Genomic DNA, 21,241 nt, shown 5'->3' with positions numbered 1-21,241 from the left:
ATCTCCTAAAATAATAATCCATCGTTTTCTTGATCTTGAATGATGTCATTTGTTGGCGTATTTTGCGGCAACGGCGAGTCGTTTGTGTAGTACTCATCAGCGCCGTTGTAGTATCCTTTATAGACGCCATCAGGCTGCTCAAACGCGCGTCTTAGGGTAGGGTAGAGCTTGATGTAGCCCTCCATAAATTTCTTAAAGACAGGTGCAGCTGTCCTGCTGCCGCCCTCGACCTTTTTCATAGGGCTGTTATCGTCGTTTCCGTACCAGATGATCGCCTCGATATCAGGCGAATAGCCGCAAAACCAAGCATCGATGCTGTTGTTCGACGTGCCAGTTTTGCCAGCGATCTGGATGCCATTTACCTTTGCGTTGCGTCCGGTGCCGTTGTTTACGACGTTTTGAAGCAAGGTAGTCATCAAAAATGCCTGCTCAGGTTTTAGTACCTGCTTCTTTTGAGGCTCATAGTCCATCGACGCGCCAAAGCTATTTTCTATATGCTTAATGAGCGTAGGCTCAACCACTTCGCCATCGTTTGGAAACATCGAGTAAAATTTTGCAAAGTCAAGTGGCGAAATTCCAAAGCTACCAAGTGCGATTGATAAATTTTCAGGGATGTCGTTAAAGCCCATATCTGTAAGCTGTTTGCGAACCGAGCTAAGACCAAGATCGTTTAGTAAATTTATGGTTGCGAGGTTGCGAGACTGGGTTAAGGCTGATTTTATCGTGATGTAGCCTTGAAAGCCGCCGCTATAGTTCTTTGGCGTCCACTCTTTGCCGTTGCCCATGTCAAACGTCTTAGCGATATCAGCTACTTGAGAGACGACTGAGTAGCCGCTATCAAGGGCTATTTGGTAGATAAATGGCTTAATGCTAGATCCTGGCTGACGCTTGCTTTGGGTAGCGCGGTTGTAGCTACTTTTTGCGTAGTCGATGCCGCCAATTAGCGCTAAAATTTGTCCGCTTTGTGGATGAGTGACGACGATAGCGCCATTTAACATCTCTGGATTTGCCTTTTTATCTCTTTTTAAAATTTCATTGTAGCCATAGACTAGAGCGTCCTGAGCGATCTTTTGCACGTTTAGATCGACTGTGCTTTGTATCTTGTAGCCGCCAGTTTTTATATCGTCAAATTTCTTTGAAGCCTCTTTTATGATCTCATCGACCACGTAAGGAGCTTTATTGCGTGTTAGCGTATCGTCAAAGACTGCTGGCTCTTCAAGCACGCCCTTGCGGTACTCATCTTCGTTTATCCAGCCGATGCTATACATCCTTTCAAGTACCCTGTTTGCACGGCTAAGTGAGAGGTCAAGGTGCTTTGTAGGATCATAGGTGCTTGGCGCTTTTGGCATGCCAACTAGCATCGCTATCTCTTTTATGCTTAGCTCATTTAGTTCTTTTCTAAAGTATCCCTCCGCAGCTGTTTTGATGCCGTAGTAGCCGTGCCCGAAATATACGTGATTTAGGTATCTTTCGATGATGTCCTCTTTGCTAAGCTCGCTTTCAAGCTTCATAGCAAGCACGACCTCTTTTATCTTTCTTGTAAATTTCTTCTCGCGGCTTAGGGCTAGGTTTTTTATGAGCTGCTGAGTTAGCGTAGATGCGCCTTCTACTAGCTTTCTAGCTTTGATGTCTTTTATAGCCGCTCTTGCCATGGCTTCTACGTTTATACCGCCATGCTCAAAGTAGCTCGTATCCTCGATAGCCACGAGCGCTTCGATGACACGTGGCGGGATGTCGTTATACTTTACGTAAATCCTGTTTTCTTCAAAGATATTTGCGATAAGCTCATTGTTTCTATCAAAAATTTGTGTCGCAAGCTTTGGCTTGTAGTCGATGATGGTATAAGCGTCAAATCTCACCTGCGAATAAAAGTATAAAAACGCTCCACCAAGTGCGATGGCAACTACAAAGATAAATGCCAAGATATATTTCATAAAAATGCCTTTAATATTTTTAAATTTAGCCCCATTGCCGTGCTTGTTTTGCCGTGCTGGGAGATGATGTATTTTTTATTAAAATTTTCTATCGTCATGGCTCCAGCTTTGCCTCGCCACTCGCCACTTTCTAGGTAGCTTTTTAGATCTTGCTCGCTAAATTTAGCAAATTTATATGTGGTCTTGCTCACATTTATAAGCTCAAATTCGCCTAAAAATATCATCGCCGTATAGACGCTACACTCATTGCCACTTTGTAAATTTAGCATAGCAAGTGCCTCGTTTTCGTCCTTTGCCTTGCCTAAAATTTTATCCCCACAAGCCACGCAGCTATCTGCAAAGAGTAAATTTAAAAGCTTGCCATTTGTCTTTAAAAACTGCTCTTTTTTAGTTTTTACGACATTTTGGACGTAAATTTCAGGTTTTAGCTCTTTTGCTACCATGCTCTCATCAAAGCTGCAAGAAATTTGTTTAAATTCTATCCCGGCATTTTTTAGTAAATTTGCCCTTGTTGGCGAGCTAGAAGCAAGTGTGATCATAAAAAGCCCATATAGCTCACGCCAAGATAGACAGCCGCAAGCGAGGCTAGTAAATTTAGTGGCGTGAAGTAGTAGATGATGACGATTAGGCTCTCGTTTAGCTCGATCATCTCGTGCGATCTTAGAGTTTTTAAAGCCTTTTTGTATCTATAAAAGATGTAGCTTAAATTTAAGAGTAAAAATAGCTCTATCGCCCATTTAGTCGCTGCTATCGCACTTGCCATCGGATTTTGCATTTTGCCATCATCAAAGAAAAAGATCATTATCAGGCTAGTTAGTGCGATGCCAAGAACTAGTGCAAAGATAGCTAGTCCAAAGCGTCTTATGATGTGAAGCAAGATGTGATAGCGCTCTTTATCTTCAAATTTATTTTTTATAAAATAGCTTCCAGTAAGCACTAAACCAGCTTGTAGCCCTATAAAAAGAGCTACGAAACTAATGTGCAAGAAGATGATTAGTTGATCAAATTTAAAAAAAGCGATCTCTTGATGAATCATTTTTCTAAAGCTTGCCTTGCATACTCAAGTGAGCTTTTTATGGCGTCTTCGATGGCTAGAGCGTTTTTGCCTCCAGCTGTTGCAAAGTCGTCTTTTCCGCCGCCATTGCCACCTAGAATTTGTGCTGCAAATTTAACCCAAGCGCCAGCTTTTAGTGGAGCATTTTTCACACCCGCTGCAAGCGAAATTTTACCCTCTTCATCTGTTTGGATCAGTAAAATAGCAGCCTTTTCGTGCCCATTTTTAAACTCATCTATCAAAGTTTTTATGTCGCCACCATCGATGTGTGCCACACAAAGCTTGGTGCCATTTACATTTATAAAGGCTAGCTCCTCAGAACTTTTAGCGTTTTTTAGCTTATCTTTTAAGCCTTTTATCTCGCCTTTTAGCTTTTTAACGGCATTTAGTGGCTCGGTGCTTTTTAGCTCATCTTTTAGCTCTTCAAGCTCAGCTCTAAATGACCTTGCTAAATTTAGCGCAGCCCTTGAGCAAACAGCCTCTATACGCCTAACACCAGCACTTACACCACTCTCTTTTGTGATAAAAAACGATCCGATCTCATCTATATTTTTTACGTGTGTGCCACCGCAAAGCTCTTTGCTGACGTCACCAAAGCTCACAACTCTTACTTTGTCGGCATATTTTTCATTAAATAGTGCGATCGCTCCGCTTTTTTTAGCCTCTTCAAGCTCCATAACCTGCGTTTTTGCATTTGCACCGTCTAAGATCCACTCATTTACAAGGTTTTCGACCTTTGAAATTTCTTCGCCAGTAAGCGCCTTTGGATGAGAGAAGTCAAATCTTAGCCTATCTGCCTCGACATTTGAGCCAGCTTGAGCGATGTGCGTGCCAAGCACGCTTCTAAGGGCTGCGTGAAGCAAGTGTGTAGCGCTGTGATGGCGTGCAGTCTCCGCTCTATCACTGCCCACTTCAAGCTCTACTTCGTCGCCAACTTTTATCGCTGCGCTAGTCTTTACTAAAGATAAATTTAGCCCATGAAATTTCTCAGTATCAAGTACATCTGCTTTGCCTACTATCTTACCGCTGTCGCCGCACTGACCGCCACTTTGAGCGTAAAATGGAGTGACGTCAAACATCACCCAGCCCTCTTTGCCAGCGTCTAAGCTATCAACGTTTTTAAATTCTTCATCAAGTAGGGCTAGAATTTTACTTTTACTCTTAAGCTCTTCGTAGCCTACAAATTTATTCTCTCCAAATTTCTCAAGTAGCTCTTTAAAATCGCCCTTCGCGCTCTTGTCACCACTGCCTTTCCAAGCAGCTTTTGCACGTGCTTTTTGCTCACTCATAAGCTCATCAAACCTTGCCTCATCGACTTTTAAGCCCTTTTCTCTAAGCATATCAGCTGTTAGATCAAGTGGGAAGCCAAATGTGTCATAGAGCTTAAATGCAGCCTCTCCGCTAAAAATTTCTTTTGTATTTTTAAGCTCACTCTCAAATAGCTCCAAACCACTAGCGATAGTCGCTAAAAATCTCTCTTCTTCAAGCTTGATCTGCTCTTTTACAGCCGCTTTTTTATCGTTTAGATAGGTGTAGTGTCCGCCCATGAGCTCGCAAACTTTATCGACAAGCTTATACATAAATGGCTCTTTTATGCCTAGTAAATATCCATGGCGGATCGCACGGCGTAAGATGCGGCGAAGCACGTAGCCACGGCCTTCTTTATCAAATGTCGTGCCTTGAGCTAGCAAAAATGTGACCGAGCGGATGTGATCGCTTATGACGCGGTAGCTAGCACCACTTTCATAGACGTATGGCTTGCCACAAAGATTTGCTACTTCATTGATGAGTGGCATAAAAAGTGTGCTGTCGTAGTTGCTAAATTTGCCTTGCAAGATAGCAGTAACGCGCTCAAGTCCCATACCTGTATCGATGCTTGGCTTTGGTAGTGGGCTTAGCTTGCCGTCCGCACTTCTTTCATACTGCATGAAAACAAGGTTCCATATCTCTAAGAATCTATCACCATCGCCACCCATGTAGTCTTCAGGTGTATTAAAGTGCTCAGCGCCTTGATCGTAAAAAATTTCACTGCAAGGGCCGCATGGTCCAGTATCACCCATTTGCCAGAAGTTATCGTGGTCGCCAAAGCGGTAAATTCTCTCTTTTGCAATGTGAGTGCTCCAAATTTCAAACGCCTCATCGTCGCTTTCGTGAACGGTTACATAAAGCTTATCTTTTGGTAGTTTTAGCACTTCTGTGACAAATTCCCAAGCGTAAGAGATTGCCTCTTTTTTGAAGTATTCGCCAAAGCTAAAGTTGCCAAGCATCTCAAAAAATGTGTGGTGGCGCGCTGTGTAGCCGACGTTATCAAGGTCGTTGTGCTTGCCTCCAGCTCTTATGCAGGTCTGACAGCTAGTGCGGATAGGTGGTGTTGGGCGTGGCACTTCGCCTGTGAAAATGCTCTTAAATGGCACCATGCCAGCATTTGTGAAAAGTAGTGTTGCATCGTTTGGCACAAGTGGTGCAGAAGCTACTACTTCGTGACCTTTTGATTTAAAAAAATCAAGATATGCCTTTCTTATATCTAAATTTTGCATTTTTATCCTCGTTAGTTTTAAAATTTTGCTTGATTTTAGCCAAAATTCGTTTGCGAAATTCTAAAAAGAGAAAAAATAGTGATATTTTGAAAACTATCTCTTGTTTTATCTATTTAAAAGCGATTTGTAAATAAAATAATTAAAAATTTCTAAAGTTTTAAAGGGTGAATGTGAAGCTAAAAATCGGCATTATCGGCTATTGCAGCACAGGTAAAAAACATTATTTAGAGCTTAGACGCTCAAACGAGTTTGAAATTTGTGGCATTTTTGACAAAGACAATGTTGATGAGTTTTGCAGAGCTGATTTTTATACTGATTTTAAAGAATTTATAGAGGTTGCCCAGCCTCAAGCAGTCGTGCTTTGCTCGCCAAGAGAGGAGATGGTGGAGGCATTTTGCCAGTGTGCAAAATATTGCCAAAATATCCTCATCTCACGCCCAGTTTTTAAAAGTATCGCCGATCTTAAAGAGATAAAATATGCCGCTAAAACAAACAAAACTAGGGTTTGCACAGGAATTTCAGAGCGTTTTAATCCAACTATCTTGTCACTTAAAAAAGCACTTTTAAAAGAAGATGAAATTTATAGCATTTCTATTGCTCATTTTAAGCCACTTTGCGACGGAAATATCATAAATGAGCTCTCAGTTTCTGACATCGACCTAGCAAAAAATATTATAAATTCTGAAGTCAGTGACTTTTACTACACTCAAACAAACAAGACAAATGCCAAAAGTGCCGATAACGCGGCGATAAGCTTTAAAAGTAAAAATCAAATTCTAGTGCATATCACTGACTCATTTTGTGGCTCACTAGAGCGCTTTAAGATAGAGGTAAATGCGAAAAATGGCGTCTATTTTGGCGATCTCATCGATCACAAACTTCATCAAGTGAGCGAAAATGGACAGATGAATTTAAAGATAGATACAAATAATAGCGAGTTAAAAGCGCAATACGAGGCCTTTTACGATCTTTGCCAAAGTGGCGAGAGTAGCGAACTTTCAAACATCGATGACGCGATAAAAATAAGAGAACTATTTTGATGAAAAAAGCTCTTTTGCTTTTAAATATGGGTGGTGCAAACAGCCTAGATGATGTCGAAATTTTCTTAACAAATATGTTTAATGACCCATATATTTTGGGTATAAAAAATAAATTTTTAAGAAAATTTGTAGCTTTCATGATCACAAAAGGCAGGCTAAAAACCGCGAAGCACAACTACGAGCAAATAGGCGGAAAGTCGCCACTTTGCGAGCTTACAGCTAAGCTTTGTGAGAAAATTTCAAGCCTTAAAAGCGAATTTGACGCGGTTGATTTTGCAATGAACTACACTTCGCCATTTGTAAAAGATGTGCTTAAAAAGTATGAAAAATTTGATAAGATAGTGCTTTTGCCGCTCTATCCTCATCACTCACAAACTACGATAACCTCGAGCTTAGCTGATTTTAAAAAGGCAAAAGAGGAGCTTGATCTAAAAGCTAAAATTTCACTTTGCGAGCCATTTTATGATGATGACGCTTACAATAAGATCATTATCTCTCACATCTGTGAAGCGGTAAAAGATACCGATATAAGCGATGTTAGTCTCATCTTTTCAGCTCACTCTTTGCCTCGCAAGATCATAGAAAAGGGCGATATCTACGAAAAACATATAAACGAACATGTGCAAATTTTAAGCAAAATGTTAAAAGAGCAGGGGTTAAATTTTAAAGATGTGAGCCTTGCTTATCAGTCGCGTCTTGGCCCAGTTAAATGGCTAGAGCCATCGCTAAATGAGGCTTTGGCAAAGTGCGAAAATAAAAAAGCGCTTATCTATCCGCTATCTTTTTGCATAGATAACTCTGAGACCATTTTTGAGCTAGTTATCGAGTACGCTAAGCTTGCAAAAGAGCTAAGCTTTAGTTTTTATAAAGTGGTAGAGTGTCCAAATTTTAGCGATGAATTTGCTAGCTTTATCCTAGAAAAATCAAAAAGTGCTAGAGAATTTAGCCTTTAGGAATAAATCTTGCTTATAAAAAGCATCTCAAATTTAAAAGGAGATGTATGAAGGTTCAAAATAACGATATTATCGATTATTTGTTGCAGTCAGGCTCAAGCAAAGCTAAAGATAAAAAAAATAGTTTTGATGAAATTTTAAGTCTAACGCTTGATAAGATCACAAGCGAGGCAAAGGTTTCAGACAAGCTTGAGCAGTTTAAGAAAAGGCTTACAGAAATCGGTGCTGCTGGCTTTATGAATGAGCTAAATTCAAACAAGATAGAAGAGAAGATAGCTCAGAAAAAAGAGGAGCTAACTGAGCTTTTAAGCATAAATGATCCGACCAAAACGCAGGATCAAAAAAATGAGCTACTTAAAATCATGGATAAAATTTTAAGTGACTACCGCAAAGAGCTAAACATGGCACTTACGAGCCAAACACTGCTTGAGAAGCAAAATAGCCTTGGCAAAAATACAAATAATTCTGTAAATTTAAGCTCTGTCTTAAATGAACTTGGACTTGCATAAATTCTGGATTTAGGCTGCTTGCCTAGATCCAAATTTCTACTTTAAACTCTAAATTCGAAATTTAATATTTATATCTTAGAAATTAAATTTAATCTAAAGCCGGTTTTTGCTTTGCTTTGTCGTTTTTAAGCTTATCTTTTTTAGCTTCAAACTCAGCTATGACATTAGGATCTGGGAATAAATAGCCATCTTCAACCATTAGATCAACGGCCTTTTTGAATGTCGGCAACGCACTTTGCGCACCAAAGTAGTAGTAAGGTTTTTTAGGATCTCTTGCCAAAACGCCTATGGTGTAGCTGTTGCCTCTTGTGTCATTTACGAAGCCAAAAAAGGAGCCATTATAGGTGTTGCTATATCCGCCTTTGCCAGAAGCGATGTGCGCGGTGCCAGTTTTACCGCCTATCTCAAGACCTGGCGTAAATGCCTTTAAACCAGTACCTTTTTCAACTGTTTTTATCAAAATTCTCTTCATTATCTTTGCGGTCTCTTGCGAGATGACCTGTGCTGGCTCTGCTTTTGGCAGATCGTAGCGCTTGCCGTTTCGCTCAAGATATGCCACCATGTGTGGCGTCACCTCGATGCCTTTGTTGTTAAAGGTGTTATAAGCTTTCAAAAGCTGCATAAATGTCGCTTGAAGACCGTATCCGTAGCTAACTGTCGCTTTATAGGTCGATGAGTTTAGCTTTGTAACCGTTGGCATCATACCCACTTGCTCGTATGGCAGGTCGATGCCAGTCTTTCTTGAAAAGCCAAAATTTAAAAGTCCCTGATAAATTTGTGGGCCATTTAGTCTATCTACTAGCTGGATCATACCTATGTTCGAGCTGTGCACGATGATGTCTTCAGCACTCATAAAAGGCTCTGGGTGGGTGTCCTTGATGATCCTTTTGCCTAGCTGATAGCGTCCGTTGTAGGTATTTACTAGTTCAAAAGGATTTACCTTTTTTTCTTGAAGTAGTATGGAGAAGATAAATGGCTTAAAAACCGATCCAACCTCGTATGCATACTCGCTTGCGCTTGAATTTAGCGCGCTGTAATCTTGCTTTCTTATGTTTGAAGGATCATACCTTGAGCTAGAAGCTAGTGCTAGAATTTCGCCATTTTTGCTATTCATTATGCAGATGATTAGCTCTTTTGCGTCTAGAAATTCGCGCTTTTCATCTAAGATTTGCTCTAGTTTGGTCTGAAATTTAAGCGGTATAGAAAGCACTGCGTTATAGCCATCGACTCTTGTTGCTAAATTTGAATCGCTGGTTAAAATTATATTGTTGCCGATATCGCGCGGACCAAGGATTTTGGCGTTTTGTATCGGAGCTAGGTAGTCCTCGTAGTATCTCTCAAGCCCTTTTACGCCTTTACTTTTGGTAAGTGCGTCACTCTCTGTTTTACTCACGTAGCCGATAGCTGGTGTCAGGGCGTCTTTTGACATAAATTTGCGGTTTTGACCACTCTCCATCACGCGCATGCCTTGAAAAGAGGCAAGGCCAGTTTTTGGGTCAAGATAAGAGATTAAAATGCCTTTGCGGTTTAACTTTCTTGAAAGCTCCTGAAGATAAGTAGCACCCTTTGCATCGATGCTGTAAGAGAGCGTGACAAGACCTTTTGTGCCGTTTATGATCTTTCTTACTTTGTTTGGATCGTCACCGCTGTAAAGCGAGTAGAGCTTGATAAACATCTCTTTTTTATTTGGATCGATATTTCTGGTGTCAAGCATCACTTTGTAGAGTTTTTGGCTTGATGAGATGCTAAAGCCGTCTTTTGTGACGATATTGCCGCGGATGGCGGTATTTACGTCGCTTGTTTGAAGCTTAGGAAGCTTTCGCTCGATGCTCGCTCTATAAAATATAACAAGCACAAAGATTGAAATTCCAAAAGTAATTAATAAAAAAAGTATGGTTATTTTTGATTTTCTGGAATTCATTCAATGGCTTAAATTTGCGTTCTTGAAATTTCTTTGTATGCGCTTAGCGCTTTGTTGCGAATTTCTAGCATAAGCTTCATGCTAGTCTCTGCTTTGCCTATGGCGATAGCTGCTTGGTGCAAGTCTTTTACTTCGCCAGTTGCAAGATCAGCGATGGCTTTATCAGCATTTATTTGAACCTTGTTTAGCTCTTTTAAAGAGTCGTTTAATGCGTTTTCAAAGCCGCCTTCTTCGCCTGCTTTTGCTATTTTGTTTGAATTTTCGTTTTTATTTAACTTATCTAAATTTATACTATTTATCATTATGCTTGTCCTGAAATAAGTGATATCGCACTTTGTGCTATTGTTTTTGCGTTTTGAAATGACGCTACATTTGCTTGATAAGCCCTTGTCGCCTCGAGCAAGTCAGCCATCTCGATGACTGGGTTTATATTTGGAAATGCGACGTAGCCATTTGCATTTGCGTCCGGGTGGCTTGGGTCGTATTTTAGTTGAAAATCCTTGTCATCGCGCACCACTTTATCTACGATCACGCTAGTTAGGGCAGGGTGAGCGTTTTTGGGTGAGCTTGGGTCGTCGAGTGGATTTTCATACTCGAGCAGACTTTGTGAGTTTTTAAGTTGATCGTTTAAAATTTTATCAAAGTTCATCTCTTTAAAGATGACTTCTTGCCTTCTGTAAGGGCCGCCCTCAGCCGTTCTTGTGGTTTGAGCGTTTGCGATGTTTGAGCTGATGACGTTCATTCTGAAGCGTTGCGCGCTTAGTCCGTATCCGCTAATATCAAAATCATTTAAGTATGACATCATCTCTCCTAGTTCTTAGCACTTGCGTCTATTACGCTTTTAAAGATATTGCCCTGAGCCTTGTAGGCGCCATCAAGGGCGTTTATCATAACTGTGTTTTTGCCCATTTCTGTTGTCTCAACATCAAGATCAACCGTGTTTGTGTCATTTCTAGCCATGTGACCATCACGCAAGAAAATTTGAGCTGTGTCGCTTTTTGGAAAATCAACTGCAGCCATGTGCGCTTCGTTTGTTTTAGCTAAATTTAGTTTTTTGCTCTCTGAAACGTTATAAATTTCATTTGCTTTTTCTCTTAAAACATCTTCAAATCTTACGTCTCTAGCCTTGTAAAATGGCGTATCAACATTAGCAAGGTTGCCAGAGATGAGCTTTTGGCGTAGTTCTCTGCCTGCAAGGGCTGATTCGACTAATGGGCTAGATTTTGATCTATCTAAAACAAACATTTAAAATCCTTATAAATTTTCACATTTTTATAAGCAAATGATGTTCCAAATATAAGGCAAATTTATTTTGTTTCATAAATTTTTGCCAAATCTTCTTTCATTTTTGTGACTTTTATGCCGCCAAGATAGTATTTTACCCCGTATTGTCCGCTATCTACGTCTGTTAAAATTTGATATTCGCCGTTTTTTATCACTACTTTAAAAGGTAGTGCGATCTCATGTTTGTATTCGATATCTCTTACGATTTGCTCGGCAAGCCTGTCATTTATCTTTTGGTCGTTTGTTATGAAGTAGTAGGCATTAAATTTTTGCATAAATTCATGCAAAACATACTCATTTGTGACATTTTCAAAGTGGGTTAGTCCGATTAGTGTAAATTTATCTTTGTTTTCAAGCTGATATTTTGTAAGTTCAGCCGCCTCTTTTTGGCAAGGCGGGCAAAATGTGCCAAAAATGTCGATCATTAAAACCTTATTTTCATCATTTTTGATAGCAAAGCCGTGATCTTTTCTAACCAAAGTAAGCTCTTTGCCGCTCACATCTACAAGTTTAACCTCTTCATTTGGGCTAAATTCTTTAAAATTTGCACTGCTGCTTTCATCATCTCCGCACCCAAAAAAAGCAAATAAAGCGATTATTAAAACAAGTAAATTCTTCATCTTATCCCTTAAACATATCTTTTTATGGCAGCTCTTGCCTCTTTGTCCGCCTCGCGCCTTTTTAAAGTCTCTCGCTTGTCGTGTAAATTTTTACCTTTTGCAAGGGCTAGCCTTGCTTTTACGATATTTTTGTCGCTTAGATAAAGTGCTAAAACAACTAGAGCAAGCCCATCTTGTGATACTTGACCGAAAATTTTATCGATCTGCTTTCTATGCATCAAAAGTTTTCTGGCTGCTCGTTCATTTGGACGAAATGCGCTGTGTGTAGTCTCAAGATAGCTGATATGGGCGTTTAGTAAAAAAAGCTCGCCCTTTATGACGCGCACAAAGCTATCTTTTAAATTTGCTCTGCCAGCCCTTAGAGCCTTGACCTCGCTGCCTTTTAGCACGATGCCAGCTTCAAAGGTCTCAAGTATGCTAAAGTCGTGCAAAGCTTTCTTGTTTTTCGCTAGATCTTTTATCAAAATTTTACCTTTTAATTTACGCTAAATACGCTACTGCCGCTGCCGCTTAGAAATTTATCCCTAAACTCGTTCATCTGTGGATAGAGCTTAAAGCATGGGGCAAAAAGATCATTTAGCTCCTCGTTTTTATAAATTTCAAGTAGCTCTTTGCTCTTTAAATTTTGCATCTTTTTTGCAGCATTAACGTCTATGTATTGTAAGAAATTGCTTCTAAATTCTTGATAAACCATCGGTGTGGAGCAAAAAACATTTGGTGTGAAGATATTTAAATTTGGTACTTCATCGTCAAATTCTTCTATGATCTCGCCTATGCCGCTTACATTTGCTGCCTTGTAGCCACTTACAAAGAAGGCCACGTCAGCGCCGATTTTAGAGGCTATTTGCATCAAATTTTCGTGTTTTATATTTAAATTTAGCTCGTCATTTACCATAAGTAAAAAGGTGGCGGCGTTTGAACTGCCCCCTCCTAGACCAGCACCTATTGGGATTTGTTTGTTGATGATGATTTTATGAGAGCTAAAAAACTCATCTAGCTCGTTTAAAAAGCCAGCCTTTTTTAGCTCGATTATCGCTTTTTGGATGATGTTTTCTTTTATCTCTTTGTTGTCGCATTCGATAGCAAAAGAATTTGACCTTTCAAAATAAATTTCATCAAAAAGCTGCTCGCAAAGAACAAAACGTGACAAAATTTCGTGGTAGTTGCCTCTGGTGCCAACTACCTTCAAAAATACGTTGATCTTTGCAAAGCTTTTCATTTCTCGATTTTTTTCGCAAGCTCGTGGATATCGGCTTCGCTTGCTTTTTTGGTGGCGTGGATATTTTCGTTTTTGATATCGTTTGCCAGCTCGCTTCTTAGTATCATTGTGTTGCGCGGAGCCTCGATACCAAGCTTAACGGTGCTTTTTGAGATACTTACTACGACGACTTTTATGTCGTTACCTAGTAAAATTTCTTCGTTTTCTTTTCTTGCTAAGATTAACATTTTTCTACCTTGTTTAAAGTGTAATTTATAGTATCATCCATGATTTGGATTACGCTCATAAATTTATCATAATTTAGCAAATAAATTCCTTGTGTTTGTGTTTCAAAATCGTTAATTTTTAATTTCTTGCCGTCAAGTATGTTGTTAATATCCCCAAAATACGTGTTTTGCTCAATATCTAAAAAATTGCAAATATTTAAAAATTTTTCATTTTCATAGCGAAATTTACCCTCGCTTACCCTCTTTAATGAGCTTAAAGTTACATTATAACCAACTTTTTGCCCAAAAATTTCTGCATAAGAGCGGATGTAACTCCCCTCACTTACACTTAAACGAAGTGTCAAAAAAGGGTGTGAATAATTTAAAATTTCACTCTCATAAATTTCCATTATCTCTGCCTTTAGCTCAAATTCTTCGCCGCTTCTAGCTAGCTTGTAAGCTCTTGTGCCATTTACATGTTTGGCGCTAAATTTTGGTGGGACATAGCTTATCTTGCCAGTTAGTTCGGCTCTTATAGCTTCAAGTTTTTCTAAATTTAGCTCTTTTACATTTGAAATTTCAGTGATATTTTCATTATCCATGCTTGGACTGCTCGCCCCAAGCCAGATCGTCGCCTCATAGACCTTTGGACTTTTGTCTAAAAATCTAAAAAATTTCGTATACGAGCCAAAAGCGACTATCAGACAGCCACTCGCAAATGGATCAAGCGTGCCTGAAAATCCAGCCTTTTTAACGCCATACTTTCTCTTTAGTCGCCCTAAAAAGTGGTTTGAGCTCATGCCAGCAGGCTTGTTTGCCACGAAAATGGCGTTCATACGGCCTTTTCCACGAAGCTTGACATGATCTCTCTTACATTGCCGCCAAAATTTATAGTCAGTTTAAACTCTTTTTTGATCTTGCTAACCGCGCTTACTCTGCCGATACCAAAAATTTTATGTTTAACAAGGTCGCCTTTTTTAAATTCATTGCTCTGTTCGATAACTAGCGAGCCATGCGTGATACCGCTCTCGCTTAAAAATCTACTCTTATTTAGCCTTGTGCGCTGACCTTTGTAAAAGCGCGAATTTGCAAAGCTTAGACTAAGTGTCCTTTTCGCCCTTGTTATCGCCACGTAAGCGAGCCTGCGCTCCTCCTCGATGTCGCTACCGTCGCCAATGAGCGGGAAAAATCCCTCTTCAAGACCGATCACAAAAAGGTGTTCAAACTCAAGTCCCTTGCTAGCATGCACGCTCATGATACTAATAGCCTCGTCGCTGATGCCGTCTTGCTCGCTTGTTAGCGTGATCTCGTTTAAAAACTCCTCTAGATCAAAGCTTGGATTTTGCTTGATCTGATCTTTTAAAACAGCGTAAAACTCGTCGATGTTTGCCGCTCTCTCAGCGCCATCTGGCAAGCTCTCGTAGTATTTTTTCACGCCAAATTTAGCTTCAAATTTATCTATGAGGTCAAAAACCGAGCTGCTTTCTTGAAGCTCTTTTAGGTTGTTTGCAAACTCAAGAAGTGCGGATTTTACCTTTTTACTAAAGGCTTCGTCGTTATCAGAGATGTTTGAGATTGCCTCGAAAATTGAAATTTTGCCCTCAAATGCCATCTTTTCGAGCTTGTCAAGGCTCACTTTACCAAGTCCTCGCTTTGGGCGGTTGATGATACGTCTTATTGAGAAGTCATCGTTTGGATTATTTATCAGCCTTAGGTAGCTTATGATATCTTTAATCTCGGCTCTTTCGTAAAATTTAACGCCGCCAACCATTTTATAGGCGATCTGCTCTTTGTTTAGTCCATCTTCAAGTGAGCGAGAGAGCGCGTTTATGCGGTATAAGATTGCGATATCTTTTGCTTGCACGCCTTTGCTTAAAAGCTCTTTTATATTCTTTGCGATCTTGCCAGCCTCGACGCTCTCATCAAAGCTCTCTATCAAATTTACAGCCTCGCCTTCGCCCTTTGTGCCTACAAGCTTCTTGCCAAGGCGGTTGCGGTTATGATCTATTAGCTCGTTTGCAGCCTTTAGTATCGCTTCACTCGAGCGGTAGTTTTTCTCAAGTCTGATGATCTTTACGTTGCTAAATTGATCTTTGAAATTTAAGATATTATCTATCTTCGCACCGCGCCAGCCATAAATACTTTGATCATCATCGCCTACGACGCAGATGTTTTCGTGGCATAGACAGAGTTTTTTTAGGAGCTTATACTGAAGGTCGTTTGTATCTTGATACTCATCGACCATTATGTATTTGTATCGGTTTGAAATTTCTCTCGCAAGCTCTTCGTTTTCATCTAAAATTTTATATGTAAGCCCTAGCAAATCGTCAAAATCAACAAGGTTGTTTGCCTTTAAATAGTCCTCGTATTTTTCATAAATTTGCGCTGCTTGCTTGTAAAAGTTGTCCTTGCTCTTGTCAAATGAAGAGAAATTTGCGTTTTTATAGACCTCTTCGACGCTTAAAAGTGAGTTTTTATAATTTGAAATTTCACTTGACAAAATAGCCGTAGCGACTGGGCTTTCAAAGCTTTTGATGATGCGTTTTTTGTCGTCTGTGTCGATGATGACGAAGTTGTTTTTTCTGCCAAGCTTTTCTATGTAGAGCTTTAAAAACAAAAGTCCAAATTTGTGAAATGTGCAAAGAAGCGGCGAGTAGTTTTTGCCGCTTTGGCTTAGCATCGCCATGGCTCTGCTGCGCATCTCGTTGGCGGCTTTGTTTGTAAAAGTAAGAGTTAGCGTGTTTGCCGCGTCTATGCCGACCTCGCCGATGAGATAGGCAAGCCTAGTTGTGATAGTCTTTGTCTTGCCACTGCCAGCTCCTGCTAATATGAGCATCGCACCATCTATGTGGGTGGCTGCTTCGCGCTGGGCTTCGTTTAAATTTGATAGTAAATTTTCCATTTTTCGCTTTTTAAATTTTCTTTTGATTTTAGCCAAAAATGCTTAAAATTACTATTTTTTCTTAAATATATCTTTATTTTTTGGGTTTTGCAAAAAGACTGAGGCTGATTTTTTAGCGTGATCGACTTGCTTCTCTTTTGGCTTATAAATGGAGAAATTTACAAGGATCGGGCTATTTTCAACCAAAATTTGAACCACCGCGCCAAGTGGAAACGATACCACTGAGGCAAAATTTTCACTACCAAAGCCAGCCTCAAAGCTAAGCTCATCTTGCGTTAGCCTAGCACTCTCAAGCGTGTAGCCACCAAGTGAGAACATAATGACTGGCATGCTAAAGCTGCTGCTTATCTCATCTGGCAAGCTAGGCTCAAAGCTAACTAGCGGTAAATTTGCCATAACTGAGAAATTTAGCCCCTTTTCAAGTAAAAAATCAATGCACTCATAGACGTGCATCTTCATCAAAAGCGCAAATTTCTCGTCGTCTAAAATTTCGTCTAACATCTTAATCCTTTGAAATTTCTAAAAACTCATCTACTAGTTTTTTGACCTCGTTTATGCCTATCTGCCAGAAGTTTTTATCATCTATATCAAAGCCAAATTTACCCACAAGCTCCCTTGGGCTAAGGCTCCCACCAAGGCTCAAAAACTCGGTGTAAATTTCGACAAAATTTTTGCATTTGCCACTTTTGTAAAGCCCAAAAAGAGCAAGCACAAGAAGCTGCGCGTAAGAGTAAGCGTAGCAGTAAAATGGCGTGTGGATGAAGTGTGGGATGTAGCTCCACCAAATTTTGTAGTAGTCATTTAGCGTGACGCTTTTGCCAAACATCTTTTTGCTCTCACGAAGCCAAATTCTATTTAGCTCATCTAGGCTGATCTCGCCCTCATGTGCATGCACAGCCCTTTCAAAGGTGGTGAAATTTATCTGGCGGTAAAGCGTGGCAAATATATCCTCGATCTTGCCAGCGAGCAGTGAAATTTTCTCTTTTTTGCTAAGGCCATCTTTTATGTGGTCAAAAACTAGCATCTCGCAAAAGACTGAAGCCGTCTCAGCCGTGGTTAGCGGAGTGTCCGAGTTTAGGTAGCTTACACTATATGAGAGCTTTTGATGCACGGCGTGGCCAAGCTCGTGAGCTAGCGTAAAAAGGTCTCTTCGCTGGTTTGTGTGATTTAGCAAAACATAAGGGTGCGTGTCGCTTGATCCTGAGTGAGAAAATGCTCCACCTCGCTTGTTTGGCGCTGGATAAACGTCGATCCAGCCGTCATTAAAGGCGCTTTTGGCGATCTTGCCAAATTCGCTTGAGAAATTTGAAAATGCCTTTAAAACTATCTTTTTGCACTCATCAAATTTATACTCCCCCTCGCTGCTAAGAGGCGCGTATCTATCGTAGTCATAAAGCTTTTTAAGGCCTAAAATTTCTCTTTTTCGCTCGTAAAATTTAGAGACTAGGTCAAAATTTTTCTCAGTTACAGTAATTAGCGAATCAACGCTTTTTTTACTGATTTGATTTTCAAGGTGTCTTGGCTCTTCAGGTAGCTTGAAATTTCGCAGCTCGCAGCTCGTTTTTAGATCAGTTTTTATCATATTATATATGTAGCCAAGGAGGTGCTGGTGCTTGCTAAGCTCTTTTGAAAGGCTTTTAGCCGCTAGTTTTCGCACGCTTTGGTCGCTCTCATGAAGCTTGGCTAAAATCTCTTCTTCATTTAAAAGCTCGCCTTTAAATTTAAACCTCATCTTGCTCATGCTCTCATCAAAAAGCCTTGAAAAGCCCTCAGCTCCGGTGCTTGCCGTGCGAAGCAAGACTCTTTCTTCTGCAACGCTTAGCTGGTGCGGTTTTGCTTTGGCGAGGTTGCTTAGATAGTAGCCATATTTTTTGGAGCTTTTGATGATCTCTTCTTGTTTTTTAGGGCTAAACTCATTAAATTTGATCTCAAAAAATATCAAATTTTCATTTGCTTTTGTCGTTATCTCATCGATCTTTGCGTAAAATGCGCCCTTGCTTGTGTCTTTGGCGAAATTTAAAAAAGCGTAAGTCATTACCTTTGAAATTTTAGCTATCAAGCTTTCATATTCAGAAAAAGCTTTTAAAAACTCGTCTCTTTTTAAATTTTCATAAATTTCAAGGTATTTATCTTTAAATTTCTCACACTCTTTTTGTAAATTTAGTGCGTTTTGCTCACACTCTTTTTCGTTTGCAAAAAGTGCTTTTAGGTCCCAAATTTGCATATTTATCCTTTAAATTTTTGGGACATTTTACAAAAAAATGGATAAAAGTAAAATTTCAGCCAAAATTTAGCTGAAATTTTACTGAGGATTATTCTGAAGTCTCTGAGGCTACGGCTGTAAAAAGCACGTCTGATGAGCTATTTAGCGCAGTTTCAACTGAGTCTTGGATGACGCCTATCGTAAAGCCAACTGTGACAAATTGCATAGCGATGTCATTGCCGATACCAAAAAGTCCGCACGCTAATGGCACTAGAAGCAGTGAGCCGCCAGCCACGCCAGATGCGCCGCACGCACCAAGAGCTGAGATGAAGCAAAGAAGAAGCGCATCGCCAAATGTAACTGTGATAGATGGGATAGAATTTACCGCAGTAAGCGCTAGGATGCTAATGGTAACTGCCGCACCGCCCATGTTTATGGTGGCGCCAAGTGGGATAGAGATCGAGTAGAGCTCCTCTTTTAGTCCAAGCTTTTTGCAAAGCGCCATATTTACAGGGATATTTGCAGCTGAGCTTCTTGTAAAAAACGCTGAAATCGCGCTCTCTTTTAAGCAGATCATCACAAGTGGATAAGGATTTTTCTTAGTTAGTGCAAAAACCATCGCTGGATAGACGATAAATGCCACAACAAGCATCGCTCCAACAAGAACTAAGATCAGTTTTAGATATCCTGCAAGTGCCTCAAATCCAGTATCATGAATGCTAATAGCAACCATGCCAAAGATACCAAACGGCGCAAGTCTAATGATAAATTTAACGATGTGAGTTACGCCGTCGCTTATATCTTTAAATACCTTTTTGGTCTCAGGTGTAGCATATCTCATAGCGATGCCGCCGCCTATCGCCCAAGTGATGATGCCTATATAGTTGCCGTTTGCTAGGGCGGTTATCGGATTTTCGACCATTTTATAGATAAGGTCTTTTAGCACGTTTGTGATGCCTTGAGGTGCTGACATATCAGCGCTTTGCAGACCTTTTAGCGGTATCTCGATAGGAAATAAAAAGCTTGCAATTACCGCCACAACAGCTGCTAAAAAGGTGCCAACAAGGTAGAGCGTGACTATCTTTTGCATGCCTTTTGTATGACCAAAATCTTTTAAAATGATAGAGGTTGCAACTAAAACAAATACAAGAATAGGTGCGATCGCTTTTAGAGCGCCTTTAAACAAATCTCCTAAAACTGAGGCTGAAACAGCGATAGAATCAGCCGAACTAGCCTTTGCTTTGACCTCATCAAACTGTTTTGCTTCATCTTGGCTAAGGCGAGTTTTTATGACTTCATCTACGCTTAAGCCACTCTCTTTTTGGATGGTTTGAATTTTAGCTGAGAGTTGGTTGTAAGGGGCTGCTTGATAATGTGTGTAAAAGCCAACTAGGGCACCTAGGATGATACCAACTAAAATTTGAACGATCAAATTTCCATCGGCGTATCTTCTTGCAATGTTTTTAAACATATTCATTTGACACCTTAATAAATTAGTTTTTTGTTGATTTTAGCTAAATGATTTTTAAATATAAAGAAATTTAAAAAGATTAATTCGTTTTTTATATGGATTTGTTACAATTGCACGAAAATTTAACCAAGGAAAAGGACGAAAATGTATCTATTTACTTCTGAAGTTGTAAGTCCAGGTCATCCAGATAAATGCGCTGATATCATCGCTGATAGCATTGTTGATACTATCTTAACGCAAGATCCAAATGGACGCGTCGCAAGCGAAGTTTTTGTAGCTGGAAAAAATATAGTAATAGGCGGAGAGATAAACTCAAAGGTAAAACTCTCTTATAAAGACTACGAAAAGATCGTAAAAGACGCTCTTGCGCATATTGGATATGACGGAAAGAGTAACTTTACAAAAGAGCAGTGCTTGCATCCAGATGATATCGAGGTCAAAGTCTGCTTAAATCAACAAAGTCCAGATATAAATCAAGGCGTTGATCAAAGTGACGGTGAGATCGGAGCGGGAGATCAAGGCATCATGTTTGGCTTTGCAAGCTGCGAAGCGAAAGAATTTATGCCAGCAGCTATAACTTACGCAAGAATGCTTTGTGAAAAAGTATATAAATTTGCCAAAGCAAACCCTGATAAACTTGGTGTTGATATAAAAACTCAAGTTACGATTGATTACGGTAGTAAAGACAACTTTGAAAACTGCAAACCTCAAAGCATCCACACTATCGTCGTATCTGCTCCTTGCGTGGAGAGCATGAAGATAGAAGAGCTTCGCGCACTAATACAAAATTTAATAGATGAAACTGGCCTTCCAAAAGAGCTATATAATAAAGAAAAGACGATCATCTATATAAATCCAACAGGTAGATATGTAAATCACAGCTCACTTCACGATAGCGGCCTAACAGGCAGAAAACTAATCGTCGATAGCTTTGGCGGATATAGCCCAATAGGCGGTGGTGCTCAGTCAAGTAAGGACTACACAAAGGTTGATCGCAGCGGACTTTACGCAGCGCGCTGGATAGCTAAAAACATAGTCGCAGCTGGCCTTGCTAAAAAATGCATCGTTCAGATAAGCTACGCAATCGGTGTTGCAAAGCCAACTTCAGTTAGTGTTGATACTATGGGAACTCACGCAAACGGCGTAAATGACGATATGCTTTCAAATTTTGTAAGCGAGCATTTTTCTCTAACACCTCGCTGGATAACAAATAAATTTGGTCTTGATAAACCAAGCAAAGAGACATTTTTATACGCAAAAGTAGCTGCAAAAGGTCAAGTGGGAAATGCAAAATACCCTTGGGAAAAGCTTGATGCGGTTGATACTTTCAAAGCTTTACTAAAAAAATAATCAAAAAAGTGGCTTTATCTAAAAGCCACTTTAAATCT

Annotated in this window: 21 protein-coding genes; 4 read left to right on the top strand and 17 right to left on the bottom strand. The window is 39.9% G+C overall.

Features of this window, described 5'->3' with window-relative positions:
• Positions 1 to 5 precede the first annotated feature (5 nt).
• From CVT14_RS05625 to alaS, 4 genes are read right to left on the bottom strand one after another with little or no spacing between them, the layout of a single operon-like run.
• Positions 6 to 1,934 (bottom strand): transglycosylase domain-containing protein, encoded by a 1,929-nt coding sequence (locus CVT14_RS05625; protein WP_087580891.1) that lies wholly within the window; start codon positions 1,932 to 1,934, stop codon positions 6 to 8.
• Positions 1,931 to 2,473: a septum formation inhibitor Maf gene (gene maf, locus CVT14_RS05620; protein WP_107849899.1), complete on the bottom strand. Its 543-nt coding sequence runs from the start codon at positions 2,471 to 2,473 to the stop codon at positions 1,931 to 1,933. The genes CVT14_RS05625 and maf overlap by 4 nt, the downstream gene beginning before the upstream one ends.
• Positions 2,470 to 2,970, bottom strand: coding sequence for a 3-isopropylmalate dehydratase (locus CVT14_RS05615; protein ID WP_107849898.1), 501 nt, complete (start codon positions 2,968 to 2,970; stop codon positions 2,470 to 2,472). The genes maf and CVT14_RS05615 overlap by 4 nt, the downstream gene beginning before the upstream one ends.
• Entirely contained in the window at positions 2,967 to 5,525 is a 2,559-nt protein-coding gene (gene alaS, locus CVT14_RS05610; RefSeq protein ID WP_107849897.1) for an alanine--tRNA ligase, read from the bottom strand. Before alaS ends, CVT14_RS05615 begins: the two co-directional genes overlap by 4 nt.
• A gap of 170 nt (positions 5,526 to 5,695) precedes the next feature.
• Between alaS and CVT14_RS05605 the strand changes: the two genes are divergently transcribed.
• Genes CVT14_RS05605 through CVT14_RS05595 form a run of 3 tightly spaced genes read left to right on the top strand, consistent with a single transcriptional unit; the run spans position 5,696 to position 8,027 of the window.
• Positions 5,696 to 6,565, top strand: coding sequence for a Gfo/Idh/MocA family protein (locus CVT14_RS05605; protein ID WP_103650620.1), 870 nt, complete (start codon positions 5,696 to 5,698; stop codon positions 6,563 to 6,565).
• Positions 6,565 to 7,518 (top strand): ferrochelatase, encoded by a 954-nt coding sequence (gene hemH / locus CVT14_RS05600; protein WP_107849896.1) that lies wholly within the window; start codon positions 6,565 to 6,567, stop codon positions 7,516 to 7,518. Before CVT14_RS05605 ends, hemH begins: the two co-directional genes overlap by 1 nt.
• A 47-nt stretch (positions 7,519 to 7,565) precedes the next feature.
• Positions 7,566 to 8,027 carry a hypothetical protein gene (locus CVT14_RS05595; protein WP_009294079.1) on the top strand — a complete coding sequence of 154 codons (462 nt, stop codon included), beginning with the start codon at positions 7,566 to 7,568 and terminating at the stop codon, positions 8,025 to 8,027.
• Between the two features lie 88 nt (positions 8,028 to 8,115).
• Here the strand turns inward: CVT14_RS05595 and CVT14_RS05590 are convergent, their stop codons facing one another.
• The 13 genes from CVT14_RS05590 to sstT form a co-directional block, all read right to left on the bottom strand.
• The gene (locus tag CVT14_RS05590; protein WP_012139982.1) at positions 8,116 to 9,948 is read right to left on the bottom strand and encodes a peptidoglycan D,D-transpeptidase FtsI family protein; all 1,833 of its coding nucleotides are present in this window, start codon (positions 9,946 to 9,948) and stop codon (positions 8,116 to 8,118) included.
• Between the two features lie 8 nt (positions 9,949 to 9,956).
• Positions 9,957 to 10,250: a flagellar hook-basal body complex protein FliE gene (gene fliE, locus CVT14_RS05585; RefSeq protein WP_002941937.1), complete on the bottom strand. Its 294-nt coding sequence runs from the start codon at positions 10,248 to 10,250 to the stop codon at positions 9,957 to 9,959.
• On the bottom strand, positions 10,250 to 10,750 hold the full coding sequence (gene flgC / locus CVT14_RS05580; protein WP_009294076.1) for a flagellar basal body rod protein FlgC: 501 nt from the start codon (positions 10,748 to 10,750) through the stop codon (positions 10,250 to 10,252). Before flgC ends, fliE begins: the two co-directional genes overlap by 1 nt.
• Positions 10,751 to 10,758: 8 nt before the next feature.
• Complete coding sequence (flgB, locus tag CVT14_RS05575) at positions 10,759 to 11,193, bottom strand: flagellar basal body rod protein FlgB (protein WP_107849895.1); 435 nt, start codon at positions 11,191 to 11,193, stop codon at positions 10,759 to 10,761.
• 62 nt (positions 11,194 to 11,255) lie between these two features.
• Positions 11,256 to 11,852 carry a thioredoxin gene (locus CVT14_RS05570; protein ID WP_012139980.1) on the bottom strand — a complete coding sequence of 199 codons (597 nt, stop codon included), beginning with the start codon at positions 11,850 to 11,852 and terminating at the stop codon, positions 11,256 to 11,258.
• An 8-nt stretch (positions 11,853 to 11,860) separates the two neighbouring features.
• Positions 11,861 to 12,313, bottom strand: a complete 453-nt coding sequence (gene smpB, locus CVT14_RS05565) for an SsrA-binding protein SmpB (RefSeq protein WP_035170093.1) — start codon at positions 12,311 to 12,313, stop codon at positions 11,861 to 11,863.
• Positions 12,314 to 12,327: 14 nt separating this feature from the next.
• Positions 12,328 to 13,071 (bottom strand): 4-(cytidine 5'-diphospho)-2-C-methyl-D-erythritol kinase, encoded by a 744-nt coding sequence (locus CVT14_RS05560; RefSeq protein WP_107849894.1) that lies wholly within the window; start codon positions 13,069 to 13,071, stop codon positions 12,328 to 12,330.
• Positions 13,068 to 13,298: a carbon storage regulator CsrA gene (csrA, locus tag CVT14_RS05555; protein ID WP_002941828.1), complete on the bottom strand. Its 231-nt coding sequence runs from the start codon at positions 13,296 to 13,298 to the stop codon at positions 13,068 to 13,070. Before csrA ends, CVT14_RS05560 begins: the two co-directional genes overlap by 4 nt.
• Positions 13,292 to 14,113, bottom strand: coding sequence for a tRNA pseudouridine(55) synthase TruB (truB, locus tag CVT14_RS05550; protein WP_107849893.1), 822 nt, complete (start codon positions 14,111 to 14,113; stop codon positions 13,292 to 13,294). The genes csrA and truB overlap by 7 nt, the downstream gene beginning before the upstream one ends.
• Complete coding sequence (locus CVT14_RS05545; protein ID WP_107849892.1) at positions 14,110 to 16,179, bottom strand: ATP-dependent helicase; 2,070 nt, start codon at positions 16,177 to 16,179, stop codon at positions 14,110 to 14,112. Before CVT14_RS05545 ends, truB begins: the two co-directional genes overlap by 4 nt.
• A gap of 51 nt (positions 16,180 to 16,230) precedes the next feature.
• Positions 16,231 to 16,680: a hypothetical protein gene (locus tag CVT14_RS05540; protein WP_103601313.1), complete on the bottom strand. Its 450-nt coding sequence runs from the start codon at positions 16,678 to 16,680 to the stop codon at positions 16,231 to 16,233.
• 1 nt (position 16,681) lies between these two features.
• Positions 16,682 to 18,403 carry a M3 family oligoendopeptidase gene (locus CVT14_RS05535; RefSeq protein WP_107849891.1) on the bottom strand — a complete coding sequence of 574 codons (1,722 nt, stop codon included), beginning with the start codon at positions 18,401 to 18,403 and terminating at the stop codon, positions 16,682 to 16,684.
• A gap of 88 nt (positions 18,404 to 18,491) precedes the next feature.
• Positions 18,492 to 19,859, bottom strand: coding sequence for a serine/threonine transporter SstT (sstT, locus tag CVT14_RS05530; protein WP_413784376.1), 1,368 nt, complete (start codon positions 19,857 to 19,859; stop codon positions 18,492 to 18,494).
• Positions 19,860 to 19,997: 138 nt separating this feature from the next.
• On the opposite strand from sstT, the gene metK reads away from it, so the two are divergent.
• On the top strand, positions 19,998 to 21,203 hold the full coding sequence (metK, locus tag CVT14_RS05525; RefSeq protein WP_021084435.1) for a methionine adenosyltransferase: 1,206 nt from the start codon (positions 19,998 to 20,000) through the stop codon (positions 21,201 to 21,203).
• Positions 21,204 to 21,241: the final 38 nt, after the last annotated feature.

Origin of the sequence: Campylobacter concisus, from assembly GCF_003048445.1 — a bacterium.
In the GTDB taxonomy this organism is placed as follows: domain Bacteria; phylum Campylobacterota; class Campylobacteria; order Campylobacterales; family Campylobacteraceae; genus Campylobacter_A; species Campylobacter_A concisus_BF.
The sequence above is the reverse complement of the archived record's forward strand: the minus strand, read 5'-3'. Positions and strand labels throughout refer to the sequence as shown.

Bases quoted from the DNA above. Each gene is read 5' to 3' on its own strand.
- CVT14_RS05625 (WP_087580891.1), bottom strand. From the start codon at position 1,934: ATGAAATATATCTTGGCATTTATCTTTGTAGTTGCCATCGCACTTGGT.
- maf (WP_107849899.1), bottom strand. From the start codon at position 2,473: ATGATCACACTTGCTTCTAGCTCGCCAACAAGGGCAAATTTACTAAAA.
- CVT14_RS05615 (WP_107849898.1), bottom strand. From the start codon at position 2,970: ATGATTCATCAAGAGATCGCTTTTTTTAAATTTGATCAACTAATCATC.
- alaS (WP_107849897.1), bottom strand. From the start codon at position 5,525: ATGCAAAATTTAGATATAAGAAAGGCATATCTTGATTTTTTTAAATCA.
- hemH (WP_107849896.1), top strand. From the start codon at position 6,565: ATGAAAAAAGCTCTTTTGCTTTTAAATATGGGTGGTGCAAACAGCCTA.
- CVT14_RS05595 (WP_009294079.1), top strand. From the start codon at position 7,566: ATGAAGGTTCAAAATAACGATATTATCGATTATTTGTTGCAGTCAGGC.
- CVT14_RS05590 (WP_012139982.1), bottom strand. From the start codon at position 9,948: ATGAATTCCAGAAAATCAAAAATAACCATACTTTTTTTATTAATTACT.
- fliE (WP_002941937.1), bottom strand. From the start codon at position 10,250: ATGATAAATAGTATAAATTTAGATAAGTTAAATAAAAACGAAAATTCA.
- flgC (WP_009294076.1), bottom strand. From the start codon at position 10,750: ATGTCATACTTAAATGATTTTGATATTAGCGGATACGGACTAAGCGCG.
- flgB (WP_107849895.1), bottom strand. From the start codon at position 11,193: ATGTTTGTTTTAGATAGATCAAAATCTAGCCCATTAGTCGAATCAGCC.
- CVT14_RS05570 (WP_012139980.1), bottom strand. From the start codon at position 11,852: ATGAAGAATTTACTTGTTTTAATAATCGCTTTATTTGCTTTTTTTGGG.
- CVT14_RS05560 (WP_107849894.1), bottom strand. From the start codon at position 13,071: ATGAAAAGCTTTGCAAAGATCAACGTATTTTTGAAGGTAGTTGGCACC.
- csrA (WP_002941828.1), bottom strand. From the start codon at position 13,298: ATGTTAATCTTAGCAAGAAAAGAAAACGAAGAAATTTTACTAGGTAAC.
- truB (WP_107849893.1), bottom strand. From the start codon at position 14,113: ATGAACGCCATTTTCGTGGCAAACAAGCCTGCTGGCATGAGCTCAAAC.
- CVT14_RS05545 (WP_107849892.1), bottom strand. From the start codon at position 16,179: ATGGAAAATTTACTATCAAATTTAAACGAAGCCCAGCGCGAAGCAGCC.
- CVT14_RS05540 (WP_103601313.1), bottom strand. From the start codon at position 16,680: ATGTTAGACGAAATTTTAGACGACGAGAAATTTGCGCTTTTGATGAAG.
- CVT14_RS05535 (WP_107849891.1), bottom strand. From the start codon at position 18,403: ATGCAAATTTGGGACCTAAAAGCACTTTTTGCAAACGAAAAAGAGTGT.
- sstT (WP_413784376.1), bottom strand. From the start codon at position 19,859: ATGAATATGTTTAAAAACATTGCAAGAAGATACGCCGATGGAAATTTG.
- metK (WP_021084435.1), top strand. From the start codon at position 19,998: ATGTATCTATTTACTTCTGAAGTTGTAAGTCCAGGTCATCCAGATAAA.